Annotated in this window: 17 protein-coding genes and 2 tRNA genes; 4 read left to right on the forward strand and 15 right to left on the reverse strand. The window is 58.3% G+C overall.

The features are described 5' to 3' along the window. Position 1: 1 nt before the first annotated feature. The 12 genes from rbfA to rlmE all read right to left on the reverse strand — a co-directional run bounded on the left by rbfA (position 2) and on the right by rlmE (position 11750). Positions 2–436, reverse strand: coding sequence for a 30S ribosome-binding factor RbfA (rbfA, locus tag ACPW74_RS14595; protein WP_010675366.1), 435 nt, complete (start codon positions 434–436; stop codon positions 2–4). 55 nt (positions 437–491) lie between these two features. Beyond that, the gene (infB, locus tag ACPW74_RS14600; protein WP_043153231.1) at positions 492–3194 is read right to left on the reverse strand and encodes a translation initiation factor IF-2; all 2703 of its coding nucleotides are present in this window, start codon (positions 3192–3194) and stop codon (positions 492–494) included. A gap of 20 nt (positions 3195–3214) precedes the next feature. Beyond that, complete coding sequence (gene nusA, locus ACPW74_RS14605) at positions 3215–4717, reverse strand: transcription termination factor NusA (RefSeq protein WP_010675369.1); 1503 nt, start codon at positions 4715–4717, stop codon at positions 3215–3217. 14 nt (positions 4718–4731) lie between these two features. Beyond that, positions 4732–5190, reverse strand: coding sequence for a ribosome maturation factor RimP (gene rimP / locus ACPW74_RS14610; RefSeq protein ID WP_223924460.1), 459 nt, complete (start codon positions 5188–5190; stop codon positions 4732–4734). Positions 5191–5356: 166 nt separating this feature from the next. Further along, a tRNA-Met gene (locus ACPW74_RS14615) sits at positions 5357–5433 on the reverse strand. Positions 5434–5524: 91 nt separating this feature from the next. Further along, positions 5525–5609: transfer RNA gene (locus ACPW74_RS14620), tRNA-Leu, on the reverse strand. A 7-nt stretch (positions 5610–5616) separates the two neighbouring features. Beyond that, on the reverse strand, positions 5617–5943 hold the full coding sequence (gene secG / locus ACPW74_RS14625) for a preprotein translocase subunit SecG (RefSeq protein WP_010633113.1): 327 nt from the start codon (positions 5941–5943) through the stop codon (positions 5617–5619). Beyond that, positions 5944–6708, reverse strand: coding sequence for a triose-phosphate isomerase (tpiA, locus tag ACPW74_RS14630; RefSeq protein ID WP_104452435.1), 765 nt, complete (start codon positions 6706–6708; stop codon positions 5944–5946). A 131-nt stretch (positions 6709–6839) separates the two neighbouring features. Continuing rightward, entirely contained in the window at positions 6840–8174 is a 1335-nt protein-coding gene (glmM, locus tag ACPW74_RS14635) for a phosphoglucosamine mutase (protein WP_039040289.1), read from the reverse strand. A gap of 18 nt (positions 8175–8192) precedes the next feature. Beyond that, the gene (gene folP, locus ACPW74_RS14640; RefSeq protein ID WP_029314768.1) at positions 8193–9038 is read right to left on the reverse strand and encodes a dihydropteroate synthase; all 846 of its coding nucleotides are present in this window, start codon (positions 9036–9038) and stop codon (positions 8193–8195) included. 84 nt (positions 9039–9122) lie between these two features. Next, positions 9123–11075, reverse strand: coding sequence for an ATP-dependent zinc metalloprotease FtsH (gene ftsH, locus ACPW74_RS14645; RefSeq protein WP_039040290.1), 1953 nt, complete (start codon positions 11073–11075; stop codon positions 9123–9125). A gap of 45 nt (positions 11076–11120) precedes the next feature. Beyond that, positions 11121–11750 (reverse strand): 23S rRNA (uridine(2552)-2'-O)-methyltransferase RlmE, encoded by a 630-nt coding sequence (gene rlmE / locus ACPW74_RS14650; RefSeq protein WP_010675375.1) that lies wholly within the window; start codon positions 11748–11750, stop codon positions 11121–11123. 97 nt (positions 11751–11847) lie between these two features. On the opposite strand from rlmE, the gene yhbY reads away from it, so the two are divergent. Next, positions 11848–12144: a ribosome assembly RNA-binding protein YhbY gene (gene yhbY / locus ACPW74_RS14655; RefSeq protein WP_010675376.1), complete on the forward strand. Its 297-nt coding sequence runs from the start codon at positions 11848–11850 to the stop codon at positions 12142–12144. Between the two features lie 105 nt (positions 12145–12249). Next, positions 12250–12843, forward strand: coding sequence for a PilZ domain-containing protein (locus tag ACPW74_RS14660; protein WP_043153235.1), 594 nt, complete (start codon positions 12250–12252; stop codon positions 12841–12843). A 47-nt stretch (positions 12844–12890) separates the two neighbouring features. Here the strand turns inward: ACPW74_RS14660 and greA are convergent, their stop codons facing one another. From greA to pomA, 3 genes are all read right to left on the reverse strand, one after another. Continuing rightward, positions 12891–13367, reverse strand: coding sequence for a transcription elongation factor GreA (gene greA / locus ACPW74_RS14665; RefSeq protein ID WP_010675378.1), 477 nt, complete (start codon positions 13365–13367; stop codon positions 12891–12893). 145 nt (positions 13368–13512) lie between these two features. Next, positions 13513–14406 carry a flagellar motor protein MotB gene (locus ACPW74_RS14670; protein ID WP_042878323.1) on the reverse strand — a complete coding sequence of 298 codons (894 nt, stop codon included), beginning with the start codon at positions 14404–14406 and terminating at the stop codon, positions 13513–13515. 10 nt (positions 14407–14416) lie between these two features. After that, on the reverse strand, positions 14417–15175 hold the full coding sequence (gene pomA / locus ACPW74_RS14675; RefSeq protein WP_029314770.1) for a flagellar motor protein PomA: 759 nt from the start codon (positions 15173–15175) through the stop codon (positions 14417–14419). Positions 15176–15409: 234 nt separating this feature from the next. Between pomA and xseB the strand changes: the two genes are divergently transcribed. Next, positions 15410–15661, forward strand: a complete 252-nt coding sequence (gene xseB, locus ACPW74_RS14680) for an exodeoxyribonuclease VII small subunit (protein WP_010675381.1) — start codon at positions 15410–15412, stop codon at positions 15659–15661. Continuing rightward, positions 15662–16552, forward strand: coding sequence for a (2E,6E)-farnesyl diphosphate synthase (gene ispA, locus ACPW74_RS14685; RefSeq protein WP_041215676.1), 891 nt, complete (start codon positions 15662–15664; stop codon positions 16550–16552). Positions 16553–16557 lie beyond the last annotated feature (5 nt).

Genomic DNA, 16557 nt, shown 5'->3' on the forward strand with positions numbered 1-16557 from the left:
CTCAGGCGTTATCCTCAGTCGTGTCATCCGGTGCGGATTGCTCTTCGTCACGACCGGCTTCAGTCATGCGACGCTTGTCTTCACGCACAGTGTTGGTCACCAGGTTGGAGAGGCGCATCCCCTCGACCAGGGTCTGGTCGTAGTAGAAACGCAGCTCGGGCACCACCCGCAGACGCATGGCGCTACCAAGCAGGCTGCGGATGTAACCGGCAGCCTCGGTCAGGCCCTTGAGCCCTTCCTTGATGCGCTCGGCGTCATTCTCCAGTTGCAAGAAGGTGACATAAACCTTGGCATAGTTGAGGTCCTTGGAGACCTCCACGTCGGAGACGGTCACCATGCCGATGCGCGGGTCTTTCACCTCGCGCTGCAGGATCAGCGCGATTTCACGCTGGATCTGCTGTCCGACCCGACGGGTCCGGCTGAATTCTCTGGCCATATTCTATCCTGCGATAAAAGGGGGCCGCGGCCCCCTATTTTGTCTAACGCTCGGCTTACAGAGTCCGTTGGATTTCAACGGTCTCGTACACCTCGATCTGGTCGCCTTCGCGCACGTCGTTGTAGTTCTTGACCGCGATACCACACTCGTAGCCGTTGCGAACTTCGTTGACGTCATCCTTGAAGCGGCGCAGGGATTCCAGCTCGCCTTCATAGATAACCACGTTGTCACGCAGAACGCGAATGCGGTTGGAACGCTTGACCACACCTTCGGTGACCATACAGCCGGCAACGGCGCCGAACTTCGGCGACTTGAAGACGCTACGCACTTCAGCCAGACCGATGATCTCCTGACGATACTCAGGAGCCAGCTTGCCGCTCATGGCCTGCTTCACTTCGTCGATCAGGTCATAGATGACGGAGTAGTAACGCAGATCCAGGCTCTCGGATTCGATGACCTTGCGCGCAGAAGCGTCGGCACGGACGTTGAAGCCCACCAGGATGGCGCTGGAAGCCGCGGCCAGGGTCGCGTCGGTTTCGGTGATGCCACCTACGCCGGAACCCACGATCTTCACCTTCACTTCGTCGGTGGAGAGTTTGACCAGCGCATCGCAGATCGCTTCCACAGAGCCTTGTACGTCGGCCTTGATCACCACGTTCACTTCGGACACTTCGCCCTCGGTCATGTTGGCAAACATGTTTTCCAGCTTGGCCTTCTGCTGGCGAGCCAGCTTGACTTCGCGGAACTTGCCCTGACGGTAGAGCGCCACTTCACGGGCTTTCTTCTCGTCACGCACGACCGTGGCTTCGTCACCGGCAGAGGGAACGCCGGACAGACCCAGAATTTCCACTGGCAGAGAGGGACCTGCTTCCTTGATCTCGCGACCCAGTTCATCACGCATGGCGCGAACCCGGCCGTACTCAAGACCACACAGCACGATGTCGCCCTGACGCAGAGTACCTTCCTGTACCAGCACGGTGGCAACCGGACCACGACCTTTATCCAGGAAGGATTCGATCACGACGCCGTTGGCCATGCCGTCAACCACCGCTTTCAGCTCCAGGACTTCGGCCTGGATCAGGATGGCTTCCAGCAGGTCGTCGATGCCTTCGCCAGACTTGGCGGAGACGTGCACGAACTGGCAATCACCACCCCAGTCTTCGGACATGACGTTGTAACGGGCCAGCTCGGTCTTGACGCGATCCGGATCCGCTTCAGGCTTGTCGATCTTGTTCACCGCAACAACCAGCGGCACACCGGCCGCCTTGGCGTGCTGGATAGCTTCGATGGTTTGCGGCATCACGCCGTCGTCAGCTGCAACAACCAGCACAACGATGTCGGTCGCCTTGGCACCACGAGCACGCATGGAGGTAAACGCTGCGTGACCCGGGGTATCCAGGAAGGTGATCATCCCGCTGTCGGTCTGTACGTGGTACGCACCGATGTGCTGGGTAATGCCACCGGCTTCGCCTGCGGCGACCTTGGCTTTACGGATATAGTCCAGCAGCGAGGTCTTGCCGTGGTCGACGTGACCCATGATGGTCACGACCGGCGCGCGCGGCTTGGCTTCGGAGGTCTCGTCACGATCGCTAAGTACCGCCTCTTCCAGCTCGTTCTCACGGCGCAGCACTACCTTGTGACCCATCTCCTCGGCGACCAGCTGAGCGGTCTCCTGGTCGATCACCTGGTTGATGGTGGCCATGGCACCCATCTTCATCATCACCTTGATGACTTCAACGCCCTTGACGGCCATCTTGTTGGCGAGCTCCGCCACTGTGATGGTCTCGCCGATGACGACGTCACGGTTGACCACGGCAGCCGGCTTGTTGAAGCCGTGTTTCATGGCGTTCGGCATGGCCATCTTGCCACGCTTGCCTTTGCGGGCACGGGGATCGCGGGAGTTGCGGTCATTGCGGTCGTCTTCGCGACGGCCGACTTTCTTCGGCGCCTTGGCAGCGGCAGCCGTGCGACGGCTGGTCTCTTCCTTACGATCCAACTCATCTTCGGCCGCTTGCGCGTGCTTGTTGGTGGTCAGATGGTAATCGCTGCTCTCTTTGGCGCGAGCCGCTTCTTCTTCAGCCCAGCGGGCCGCATTCTGTTCCGCCATGATGCGAGCCTCTTCGGCTTTCTTCGCGGCGAGTTCTTCAGCTTTTTGCAAAGCTGTCTGTTCCTGTTGGCGCTTCAGTTCTTCTGCTTCGCGCTTGGCCATCTTTTCTGCCTCTTGCTGAGCTGTGCTACCGGCTGCTTTGGCGGGCTGTTGAGCCTGTCGAGCCTTCTGTTGTGCCTCGATCCGCGCCTTTTCCTCAGCTTCACGACGAGCCTGCTCAGCCTCACGGCGAGCCTTCTCTTCAGCGTCGAGGCGGGCCTTCTCTTCGGCCTCGCGACGAGCTTTTTCTTCTGCTTCCAAACGCGCTGTTTCCTCGGCTTCCGCCTGGCGCTGTTCATCTTCCAGCGCCGAGCGTCTTACATAGGTGCGAGACTTGCGCACTTCTACCTGCACTTCCTTGTTCTTGCCGCCAGTCCCCTGAACACTCAGAGTGCTCTTGGTCTTGCGCTGCAAGGTCATGCGAGCAGGTGCGGTGACCTCGTCACCTCCATGCTGTTTCTTCAGATGTGCCAGTAGAGTCTGTTTCTCAGACTCGCTGACCATGTCGTCGGCCTTGCTCTTCACGATGCCGGCATCGACAAACTGCTGGAGAAGACGATCAACCGGCGTGTCGATGTCAGTGGCAAGTTGCTTAACTGATACTTCTGCCATTCATTTTCCTCCGTTTGACCTTATTCAGACTGCTCTTCTCCGAACCAACAGATATTGCGAGCAGCCATAATGAGCTCACCTGCCTTCTCGGCGGTCAACTCTTCGATGTCGGCAAGGTCATCGATACCTTGCTCTGCCAAATCTTCCAGGGTGCCGACGCCGCGAGCGGCCAGGGCATAGGCCATTTCACGGCCGAGGCCGGAGAGATTGAGCAGTTCTTCGGAAGGCTCGACGCCTTCAAAGGATTCTTCTTTGGCCAGGGCCTTGGTGGTCAGGGCATCCTTGGCACGCTTGCGCAGCTCTTCGACCATGTCTTCATCCAGACCGTCGATGGCCAGCAGCTCGTTGACCGGGACGAAGGCGATCTCTTCCAGGGTGGAGAAGCCCTCTTCCATCAGCAGGCCGGCGAAATCGTCGTCGATGTCGAGGGTGCTGGTGAACAGGTTCATGATGCGGTCGTTCTCGGCCTGGTGCTTGGCACGCATGTCCTCGACGGTCATCACGTTCAGTTCCCAACCGGTCAGCTGGGAGGCAAGACGCACGTTCTGACCGTTGCGGCCGATGGCCTGGGCCAGGTTGGCGGCTTCCACGGCGATGTCCATGGTGTGGTTGTCTTCATCGACGATGATGGAGGCCACATCGGCTGGCGCCATGGCGTTGATCACGTATTGGGCCGGGTTGTCATCGTACAGCACGATGTCGGCACGCTCACCGCTCAGCTCGGCGGAGACGGCCTGAACGCGGGCACCACGCATGCCGATACAGGCACCGATCGGGTCGATACGACGATCGTTGGTCTTCACCGCGATCTTGGCGCGGGAACCCGGATCACGGGCGGCGCCCATGATTTCAATCATCTCTTCGCCGATTTCCGGCACTTCGATGCGGAACAGCTCTTTCAGGAAGTCCGGGCTGGAGCGGCTGACGAACAGCTGGGAACCACGGGCTTCCGGACGCACGGCGTAGAGCAGGCCACGGATGCGGTCGCCGGGACGGAAGGTCTCACGGGGCAGCATGTCGTCACGGAAGATCACGGCTTCGGCATTGCTGCCCAGATCCAGGATCACGTTGTCGCGGTTGCTCTTCTTGACCACGCCGCTGATGATGGTGCCTTCCTTGTCCTTGAACTGGTCAACGACTTGGGAACGCTCGGCCTCGCGCACTTTCTGCACGATGACCTGCTTGGCGGTCTGGGTGGTGATACGGTCGAAGGTCACAGAGTCAATCTGGTCTTCAACATAGTCGCCGATCTGGATATCCGGCTGCTCGATCTGAGCGGCTTCGAGGGTGATTTCCCCGTACGGGTTCTCCATGGAAGCCTGATCGGCCACCACGACCCAACGGCGATAGGTGTCGTAGTCACCGGTCTTGCGATCGATCTCGACACGCACTTCAATCTCGCCTTCGTATTTTTTCTTGGTCGCAGTCGCCAGCGCAGTCTCCAGAGCCTGGAAAATCTTCTCGCGGGGGACAGCCTTCTCGTTGGACACAGCGTCAACGACCAGCAAAATCTCTTTATTCATATCCGATAGCCTCGTTAACCAAAGTTCGGCACTATGTTCGCTTTTTGGATATTGGTGAAAGCCAACACCTCGTCCTTACCATCTACCGTCAGAGTGATCATGTCCCTCTGCACGGCTTTGATTACGCCTTTGAACTTGCGGCGGTTGTTTGTTGCCATCCGAAGCGTTACCGCCGCCTCCTGGCCAACGTATTTTTCGAACTGGGCGACCTTGAACAGTGGACGATCCAGACCCGGGGAAGACACCTCAAGGTAGTACTCCTCGGTGATGGGATCTTCGACATCCATGATGGCGCCGACCTGGCGGCTCACCTCGGCACAGTCTTCCACCGTCACGCCTTGCTCCGAGTCGATGAAAACGCGCAGGGTCGAGTGCTTACCCGCACGGATAAACTCGATACCCCACAGTTCAAAACCCAAGGCAACGACCGGAGCCTCGAGCAGATCGGTCAAACGTTGTTCCAACGTAGCCAAAGTCACCCTCCGAAAAACGAAAAAAGGGCATATAGCCCAGATAGAAATAGATTCAGAGTAAATTGCACATAACAAAAAGCCCCGATGTCAAATCGGGGCTTGGCGCTTTACCCTGATTGTCGCCTCGCAGCGACCGCCTTCCTGAGCGTAGGAAATGCGTGAAATTTGGTTGCGGGGGCCGGATTTGAACCGACGACCTTCGGGTTATGAGCCCGACGAGCTACCATGCTGCTCCACCCCGCGTCCGAAATCGTGCGAGATTATAGCCACTTCACTCTCGTGAGACAAGACTCAGCGGCTATAACATCCCGGTTACCCGGGTTCACTGCTTAATTGGTGCCGTGGGCGGGACTCGAACCCGCACACCCTAGAGCACTACCCCCTCAAGATAGCGTGTCTACCAATTCCACCACCACGGCAAAACTCTTACTCGGGAACGTCAGTATCTTTCTTCACTGGCGCTTTGCTCTGCTCAACTTGTTGAGTCTGTTGCAGATTTTCCCATTCACTACCCTGTTTGACCTTGTTGCTGGACATGGAACCCAGAACCAGACTAATCAAGAAAAACAGAGTAGCCAAAATCGCTGTTGTGCGGGTCAGGAAACTTCCTGAACCACCGGAGCCGAACACTGTATTCGATGCCCCTGCGCCGAAGGAGGCGCCCATATCAGCCCCTTTACCTTGCTGAATCATCACCAGACCAATCAGAGCCAGCGATACCAGCAGATAAACGACCAAAAGAATCTCGTACATTTAACTTGCACCCTTTGCCGCTTCAACTATTCCTAAAAACGCCTCGCCATCAAGACTTGCCCTGCCTATCAGGCCGCCATCAATATCGGGCTGCGCAAACAAATCTTGTGCATTGGCCGGTGTCACACTCCCACCATAGATGATTCTGACTTTCTCACCTATTACCGGAGTATCCTCCGCCAAGCGACTGCGAATAAAGGAATGAACCTCTTGTGCCTGCTCGGGTGTGGCGCATTTACCTGTACCTACAGCCCAGATTGGCTCGTAGGCGATGATAGCATTATCGAAAGCCATCGCGCCATTTTTCTCTATGACGATGTCCAGTTCCTCGGCAATCACCTCGAAGGTTCTTCTTGCCTGCCTCGCCGCACCTGACTCACCCAGACAAAGTATGGGTATCAGACCTGCTGCTCTGACTGCCGCAAACTTCTCTGCGACGATAAAACTGGTCTCACCAAAGAGACGCCTGCGCTCGGAGTGGCCAACAAGTACATATCGGCAACCTGCCTCGACCAGCATCTCACACGAGATTTCACCCGTATAAGCGCCTTGTCTGTGCTGGCTCACGTTCTGAGCCCCCAGCTTCACTCTTCCCTGCTCACCGAGCAGTTCGGCCGTGAAACCGAGATGCACATGGGATGGACACAAGACCACATCTACGTCTTCATCAATGCGCTCTGTGCACTGACTCGTAAACTGCTCTAACTGCGACCTACTACCGTGTAACTTCCAGTTGGCTGCTACAAACGGCTTGCGATGTCCCATCGGCAACTCCCTTGCGAAAGCGGGGCTGATAATATCCAGAGGATGCTCAGCTGACAAGTGCTATTTTCAAATTTTCGAATCGTTTGAACAAGATACAACCAAGGCGACTAAAAAGCCGCCTTGATTGTTCATTAAAACGCCGATTCGACCTGTTTGGCGATGCGCTCTGCCATATCGCGCACCTGCTGTTCGTGTTCACCTTCGACCATGACCCGAATCAGGGGTTCGGTGCCGGATTTGCGCAGCAGCACCCGGCCACGGCCGGCCAGTTCCTGCTCCACTGCCGCCACTTCCTGCTGAACGGCACTGGAGGTCAGCGGATCCTTGCCTTCGGCGAAGCGCACATTGACCAGCACTTGCGGGAACTTGCTCATGCCCGAACGCAATTTGGCCAGCGGCATCTCGGCACTGCGCATGGCCGTCAGCACCTGCAGGGCGGCGACGATACCATCCCCCGTGGTGGTCTGATCCAGGCAGATGATGTGACCGGAGTTTTCGCCCCCGATGCGCCAGCCCTTCTCGTTCATCATCTCAAGCACGTAGCGGTCACCCACCTTGGCACGGGCAAAGGGGATGCCCAGGGTCTGAAGTGCCAGCTCCAACCCCATGTTGGCCATCAGGGTGCCCACCACACCACCCTTGAGGCGGCCATGGCGCAGGGCATCCCGGGCGATGATGTAGAGGATCTCATCCCCGTCGATGATGTAACCAGTGCTGTCCACCATCACCAGACGGTCGCCATCACCGTCGAAGGCGACGCCGAGATCTGCCTTGCATTCCTGGACCTTGGCGGCCAGCGCCTCCGGTGCGGTGGAACCGACGCCGTCATTGATGTTGAGCCCATCCGGGCTGCAGCCGATGGCGATGACTTCGGCACCCAGCTCGCGGAAGACGGAAGGGGCGATGTGGTAGGTGGCACCATGACCGCAATCCACCACCATTTTCAGCCCTTCCAGGCTCAGATTGGAGGGGAAGGTGCTCTTGCAGAATTCTATGTAGCGACCAGCCGCATCATCGATGCGCTGCGCCTTGCCAAGCTCCGCGGACTCCACGCACTTGAGTTCGTTGTCGAGCTCGGCTTCGATGGCCAGCTCGACATCATCGGGCAGCTTGGTGCCGTCGGCGGAGAAGAACTTGATGCCGTTGTCGTAATAGGGGTTGTGGGATGCACTGATGACGATGCCGGCTTCGGCACGGAAGGTGCGAGTCAGGTAGGCAACCGCCGGGGTGGGCATGGGTCCCATCAATATGGCTTTGAGACCGGCGGCGGAGAGCCCCGCCTCTAGTGCCGACTCCAGCATGTAACCGGAGATACGGGTATCCTTGCCGATCAGCACCTTCTTGGTCCCTTTCTTGGAGAGCACCTTGCCGGCGGCCCAGCCCAGTTTCATGACGAAATCCGGGGTAATCGGGTATTCACCCACCTTGCCGCGCACGCCGTCGGTGCCGAAGTACTTTCTGGTCATTGTCTGTTTCTCGTTTTTCTATTTGGATATGAAATCTTGTCCCGTCATGGTCATCCAGCCTGTACGCAAGACATCCATGGTGGCCCGCACGTCGTGCACCCGGATGATCCTGGCGCCATGTTGCAACCCGATCAGGGCACAGGCCAGACTACCAGCCAACCGCTCGGCTACCGGGCGGTCAAGCAGGTTGCCTATCATAGACTTTCGTGACATGCCCACCAAGAGCGGAAGTTGGTAATCGAGCAGTGACGCCTGCTGTGCCAGCAGCTGATAGTTGTGCGCCAGCGTCTTGCCAAAGCCATAGCCTGGATCCAGTACCAGATGCTCACGCGGGATACCGGCCCCCAGACAAGCGGCAATCCGCTCGTCAAAGAAGGCTCTCACCTCCCCCAGCAAATCGTCATAGTGCGGCTCCACCTGCATGGTACGGGGCTGCCCCTGCATGTGCATGAGGCATACCGGTACGCCAGCCTCGGCCGCCGCGCCCAGCGCTCCCGGCTCTTGCAGGGCGCGGACATCATTGATGAGGTGACCACCTGCAGCACAACCCTCCCGCATGACAATCGCCTTGGAGGTATCGAGGGAGATCATCACATCCAGCTCGGCGACCATGCGCTCCACCACGGGGATGACCCTGTCCAGCTCCTCCTGCTCGCTCACGTCGGGGGCGCCCGGGCGGGTCGACTCGCCACCTATATCGATAAGGGTGGCCCCATCGGCCACCATGTCGCGGGCATGACCCAACGCCAGATCGATCTGCTTGAAGCGGCCACCATCTGAAAAGGAGTCCGGCGTCACATTGAGAATGCCCATGACATGGGGACGGTCGAGAGAAAGGGGACGTCCCTTGCTGATTAACTGCATTGCTTCAACTACCTCCAACAAGAGCGGCAAACTCTTCGTGCAAAGAAAAACCCCGGGCAAGCCCGGGGTTTGTATCATGACAACTTATTTGGCCGGGACATCGTTCGCCTTGTCGATGTCACTCAGAGGTGCACTGCCCTCTTCAGTCGGCGCCTTGGCCTCCGGCCCGTTGTTCACGCTGGCACCGCCTTGCGGGGTGTCACCATGCTCATCATGCCAGTTGCTGGGAGCACGGACCTCGCGACGCGCCATCAGATCATCGATCTGCTTGGCATCGATGGTCTCGTACTTCATCAATGCATCTTTCATGGTGTGCAGCACATCCATGTTGTCCAGCAGGATCTGCTTGGCACGATCGTAGTTGCGATCGATGACCTGCTTGACCTCTGCATCGATGATGCGGGCGGTATCGTCAGACATGTGCTTGGCCTTGGCCATGCTGCGGCCGAGGAAGACTTCACCGTCCTCTTCTGCGTAAAGCATGGGGCCGAGACGCTCGGACATGCCCCACTGGGTGACCATCTTGCGAGCGATGTCGGTGGCACGTTCGATGTCGTTGGATGCACCGGTCGATACCTTCTCGGCACCGTAGATCAGCTCTTCCGCCAGACGACCGCCATACAGGCTGGAGATCATGGACTCCAGATGCTGCTTGGAGTGGCTCCAGCGGTCCTGTTCCGGCAGGTACATGGTCACACCCAGCGCACGGCCGCGCGGAATGATGGAGACCTTGTAGACAGGGTCATGATCCGGCACCACGCGACCAATGATGGCGTGACCCGCTTCATGATAGGCCGTCATCTCCTTCTCGGACTCTTTCATCACCATGGAGCGACGTTCCGCCCCCATCATGATCTTGTCCTTCGCCTTTTCGAACTCCAGCATGGAGACCACTCGGCGGCTCTCGCGAGCAGAGAAGAGGGCAGCCTCGTTCACCAGGTTGGCCAGATCGGCACCGGAGAAACCAGGGGTACCACGGGCAATCAGCGCCGGATTGACGTCATCCGCCAGCGGTACCTTGCGCATATGCACTTTCAAGATCTGCTCACGACCGCGAACATCCGGCAAGCCGACCACGACCTGGCGGTCGAAACGACCTGGACGCAGCAGCGCAGGATCCAGTACGTCGGGACGGTTGGTGGCGGCGATGACGATGATGCCTTCATTGCCTTCAAAACCATCCATTTCAACCAGCATCTGGTTCAGGGTCTGCTCACGTTCGTCGTGACCACCACCCAGACCGGCGCCACGCTGGCGACCGACCGCATCGATCTCATCAATGAAGATGATGCAGGGGGAGGATTTCTTGGCCTGTTCGAACATGTCACGCACCCGGGAGGCACCGACACCCACGAACATTTCCACGAAGTCCGAACCTGAAATGGTGAAGAACGGCACCTTGGCCTCGCCTGCAATGGCTTTGGCCAGCAGGGTCTTACCGGTACCGGGAGGACCTACCAACAGGACGCCGGTCGGGATCTTGCCACCCAGCTTCTGGAATTTGGTCGGGTCACGCAGATAGTCGACCAGCTCCTTGACCTCTTCCTTTGCCTCGTCACAACCGGCTACGTCGGCAAAGGTAGTCTTGATCTGATCTTCGCTCATCAGGCGAGCCTTGCTCTTGCCGAACGACATGGCACCCTTGCCGCCGCCGCCCTGCATCTGACGCATGAAGAAGACCCAGACACCGATCAGCAACAGCATCGGGAACCAGGAGATGAAGATGGACGTGATCAGAGATGGTTCTTCCGGCTTCTCACCCATCACCTTGACGTTATGGTTGAGCATGTCGTTGAGCAGTTGGGGATCCGGCGCAGGAATGATGGTGGTGAAACGTTCACCGGTGCGCTTGACGCCATTGATGACCTTGCCATCCATCCGCACTTCACGGATCTGCTCCTGGGTCACTTCTTTCACGAAGCTGGAATAGTCCAGCTGGCGACTGGTGGTATCGCTGGGGCTGAAGCTATTGAACACCGACATCAGCACGACGGCGATGACCAGCCACAGGATTAGGTTTTTCGCCATGTCACTCAAATCAATGACCTCGCAGACTGACAGTTAACGATGAGGGTTAGGGTACTACAGTTTAAAACCGGTAGCCACAATGTAGACTTCTCGTGAACGAGCACGGGACGAGTCTGGTTTTCGAATCTTGACGACAGAGAAAAGTCTACGTATTTCATTGAGATAGGCATCAAACCCTTCCCCCTGGAACACCTTGACTACAAAACTGCCATTACTGCTCAGGACCTGATTGCACATGTCCAGCGCCAGTTCCACCAGGTACATGGCACGGGCTTGATCCACCTGCTGGGTACCGCTCATGTTGGGCGCCATGTCCGACATGACGACATCCACCTTGTCGGGGCCGACTCGCTCCAGCAAGGCGCCGAGTACAGTTTCCTCCCGAAAGTCCCCTTGCAGGAAATCGACACCGGCAATGGAATCCATCGGCAAAATATCACACGCAATGACGCGCCCCTTGTCACCGACCTGGTCGATGGCAAATTGGGACCAGCCACCGGGAGCAGCCCCCAGGTCCACTACCGTCATCCCCGGCTTGAGCAGCCGGTCTTTGCCCTGGATCTCGTCGATCTTGAAAACGGCGCGAGAGCGCAGTCCCAACTTCTGGGCTTTCTTGACGTATTGGTCGTCGAAATGTTCTTTTAACCAGCGGGTTGAACTGGGGGAACGTTTTTTCTGGGTCATGATTGTCGACTTTAAAAAACCACAAGGGTTATTAGTATTAAGGGCTAAGTGGGGGTAGAATACGCCCCTTTCAACCCTGACTTATGAAGAAATTGCCATGATTCTCAACAATAAACAGAAACAGTACCTCAAGGGCCTGGCCCACAGTCTGAAGCCGGTCGTCCTGCTGGGACAACACGGTCTGACCGAAGGGGTGCTGGCCGAGATCGATCTGGCCCTGAACCACCACGAGCTGATCAAGGTTAAGGTTGCGTCTGAAGATCGTGAGATGAAACAGCTGGTGATGGATGCCATCGTTCGCGAGACCGGCGCCATCAAGGTACAGAGCATGGGCCATGTACTGACCATCTACCGTCAGGCCAAAGAGCCCAAGATCCAGTTGCCGCGCAAGTAACAGGAAAGAGCATTCGCTCTTTCCTTCATTTCCCTTCTTCCCAAGTCGCTTGCCAAAATAGTTACCAGGCCCTTAACCTGCGATGAATAGCCGTGGACACCCACTATGGACAAGCATCAGCTCCTCACCGATGAAGAACTGGCCATGCTGCGGGACCTGGGAAACGATGAAGACATTGCCACCAGCCAATACCTGCGCGGCACCCTGCCCCTTCCTCTCCAAAGCCTGTTGCAGCGAGCCAAGCCTCTGACACTCGAAGCCCGCATCGCCGGCTACCAATTGCGTTTCCCGCTCCACTGCACCCAGGCAGAGGAGGGCCACGCCGAGCTGCGCATCGCCGCGCCGACCATTACCGAGCTGGGTTCGCCCCATCTGCGCGCCTGGCGACTCGACGAAAAGGCCGTGCTCTGCACCGAAGACGCGGAGTACGAGGTATACAGCCTCTCCCTTGGCGGTCTCATCGTGGCCGGCTTGCCGGACTCCTCTGCCAAGGGAGATCCACTTGGCGGATACCTTCGCATCGAGGATCTCCCTCCCCTGGCCATGACAGGCACCCTCGTCAGGCACGTGGATGCCAATCAACATTACCATGACTGGGCCGTCCAGTTCCGGCTGGGCAAGGAGGATCAGGAACAATTGCGGGACTGGCTCTTCCAGCGCCACCAGGACGCCTTCGTCCAGGCCTATCAGGGTGACTAAAGACAACAGGGGAGCCCGGCTCCCCTGTCTCTTTCCCCGACGTTCAATCAGAGATAGGCAACTTCCAGGATCTCGTACTCCACATCGCCACCCGGCGTCTTGACGATGGCAACGTCATCCACTTCCTTGCCGATCAGGGCGCGGGCAATGGGGGAGTTCACGGAGATCATGTTCTGCTTGATGTCCGCCTCGTCGTCTCCCACGATGCGGTAGACCACTTCCTCTTCCGTTTCACTTTTGAGCAGGGTCACGGTTGCGCCGAAGATGACGCGGCCATTGTTGGCAATCTTGGTGACATCGATAATCTGGGCATTGGAGAGCTTGCCTTCGATTTCCTGAATGCGGCCTTCACAGAAACCCTGCTGCTCGCGGGCGGCATGGTATTCGGCATTTTCTTTCAGATCGCCATGTTCACGGGCATCAGCAATCGCTTCGATAATCTGGGGACGCAGCTCGGTCTTGAGATAATCGAGCTCTTGACGCAGCTTTTCAGCGCCGCGAACAGTCATCGGAGTATGATTCATAGTCGAAACCTGGGTTGCTTTATAAAGAGAAGCTGCGGCAATCAAAAGAGAGCCGCAGCTGTCGGTTCGGATGGGGCATCTTAATATGAAGCCGCCACAAAATCCATGTCAGCCCCTGCGAGCGGGATCCCGCTTTGGGCCAGCGTTACTTGGATTCCGAGACGCCAAGCGGAGCCGACACCGTCGGTTTGCCCTGCATGATGGCGATCTCGACACGTCGGTTCATGCGCCGATTCTCCGGGCTGTTGTTGGGCACCAGCGGCTGGGAATCCGCCATCCCTTGCACCACCAGACGATTGCCGTCAAAACCGGGCACCTTGATCATCTGGTGGGCAACCGCCACCGCCCGCTGGGACGAAAGCTCCCAGTTGGACTGGAACAACTCATCCTCGGTGGCCACATTGTCGGTGTGGCCGGAGACGGTGATCTCCCCCGGCACATCCTTGAGCAGCGCAGCCACCTTGCGGATCACCGGCCAGAACTGGGGTTGCAGGAAGGCGGATCCCGCCGGGAACGCCGCTTTCTCGCGAATGCGAATGATGATCTGCTGACCCAGCGCCTCTATCTCGATGGCCCCATCCTGGATCTGGGCCTGCATCTGCTCCGCCAGAGCCTTGGCCAGGGTGTTGGACTGTTCCTGCGCCTTCTGGGCCTCCTGGGCGGTATCGCCACCGCTCTGCTGGCCTTCGGTCTTGTCATGTCCACCCGCCTTGTCCGCATCCCCAGGCTGGAAATCCAGCTCGGTCTGGGTCATGTCGATGGTCTGCTGCATGATGGTGTCAATAGGCGTCGGCTCGGGGCGACCAGGACGAAACTCCTGGGCGATGACGGAGGTTCCCTTGGGGATATCCTTGACCTCCAGGATGTTCTGCACCCCGAACGCCTTCTCCATGGAACCGGCGATCTGCTTGAACTTCTGCACATCCATCTCGGCAAAGGAGAGCAAGAGCACGAAGAAGCACATCAGCAGAGACATGAGATCCGCGAAGGTTCCCATGTAACCGGGCAATCCGGGAGGCGGGCACTTGCACTTTGCCATCTGTGCGCTCCTATTCGGTCCCGTTGTTGCGTTTGGACTGATTCAGGTAGTTCTGCAACATGGCCTGGATCACCCTCGGGTTCTGTCCATCCTGGATCCCCATGATGGCGTCGAGGATCAGAGTGCGGCTCAACTGTTCCTCGCCGCTGCGCAGTTCTAGCTTGTCCGCGATGGGGATGGCAATCATGTTGGCCTCGATGGCGCCATACAGGGTCGTCAGCAAGGCCACCGCCATGGCCGGACCGATGGATTTGGGGTCGCTCATGTTGGCCAGCATGGCCACCAACCCCACCAGGGTACCGATCATGCCCATGGCCGGACCGAGATCCCCCAGGGAGCGGAACACCTTGATGGCCGTGGCGTGACGCTCGGACGTCAGTTCGATGTCCTTCTCCATCACCGCACGCACCACGTCGGCATCATGGCCGTCCACCAGCATGTCGATGCCCTTCTTCATGAAGGTATTGGGGATCTCCGCCGCCTCCAGGGCCAGAAAGCCCCCCTTGCGGGCCGCATCCGCCAGTTCCACCGCCTTGGTGATGAGATCGTCGAGCTTGTCCCCCTTGTACATGAAGGCCTTGCCCGCGACCTTGAAGGCCATCAGAAACTGGCCGAGGTTGAATTTCATCATGCAGATGAACACGGACCCCAGTATGGTGATGTAGACCGATGGCATGTCCACATACATGCTCATGGGGCCGCCCAGCAACATGCCGTACACCACGACCCCGAACCCCAGCACCAAGCCTATCAGACTCCCTAAATCCACATCCCTACTCCTGTCGCCGAACGTGCCGTCTCATTATATTGCGTTGAATTTTCTGCTATTGCGTCCCCGGCAGCAAGCCCGGTACACCGCAATCGCCGATCGGCAATGCGTGGTTGCATGCCCGTTCTTATCGGCCAGGGTCAGGATAGTTTGAGGACGCCGCGTTTTTCTGCCTCCCCCCTGTGGCCGGTCGATGTTAAGATGAGCCGTTTTTTTCAATCCCCGAGGATGGACATGGCCAGTAAAAAAATCGACCGTCTGAGTTTTGATGCCACCCTGGAAGAGCTGGAAACCATAGTGCATCAACTCGAACAGGGCTCGCTCCCCCTCGAGGAGGCACTCAAACAATTCGAACAGGGCATCCATCTGGTGCGTGCCGGCCAGCAGAAGCTGGAACAGGCCGAACAGAAGATCCAGATCCTCCTGACCCAGGCCGATGGCAGCGAGCAAGCGGTCCCCTTTCGAGCAGAACAAGGAGAGGAGTGAGTGACCCTGGACGATTTCTCCCGCCTGCATCGGCGCCGCATCGACGATTGCCTCTCGGCACAGCTTGACGCCCTGCCCGCCATGGCGCCACGTTTGCGGGACGCGATGAAATACGGCCTGCTGCTCGGTGGAAAACGGGTGCGCCCCTTCCTGGTCTATGCCGTTGGCGAGATGCTGGGCGTCAAGAGCGAACTGCTGGATGGCCCCGCCGCCGCCGTGGAGTGCATTCACGCATACTCCCTCCTGCACGACGACTTGCCCGCCATGGACGACGACGACCTGCGTCGTGGCCAGCCCACCGTACACAAGGCCTTCGATGAAGGCACAGCCATCCTGGCGGGCGATGCCCTGCAGACCCTGGCGTTTTCCATTCTGGCCGACCACCCCATGCCCGATACATTGATGGCCAACCGGGTGCGGATGCTGAGTGCCCTGGCCCGCGCGTCCGGCTATCTCGGCATGTGCGGCGGTCAGGCACTGGATCTGGACGCCGAAGGGCGCCGGATCAGCCTCGCCGAGCTGGAGCAGGTGCACCGCCACAAGACCGGGGCCCTCATCGAGTGCGCCGTGACCCTCGGCGCCCTGTGCAAGGCTGACGTGGAACCCGCCACCCTCACCGCCCTGCAAACCTATGCCGCCGCCATCGGACTCGCCTTCCAGGTGCAGGACGACATCCTCGACATCACGGGCGATACCGCCACCCTGGGCAAGCCGCAAGGCTCGGATCTGGCGCTGGAAAAGAGTACCTATCCGGCCCTGCTCGGACTCGACAATGCCCGTGAGCTGGCTCGCGAACTGCATGACAAGGCCTTAACAGCCCTGCAATCCTTGCCCTACAATACCGACATTCTGGAAGCGTTTGCCGATTACATCATCGAGCGAACCCACTAAACGCT

It is taken from the genome of Aeromonas sp. INTO2, assembly GCF_049860605.1.
Taxonomy (GTDB): Bacteria; Pseudomonadota; Gammaproteobacteria; order Enterobacterales; family Aeromonadaceae; genus Aeromonas; species Aeromonas caviae.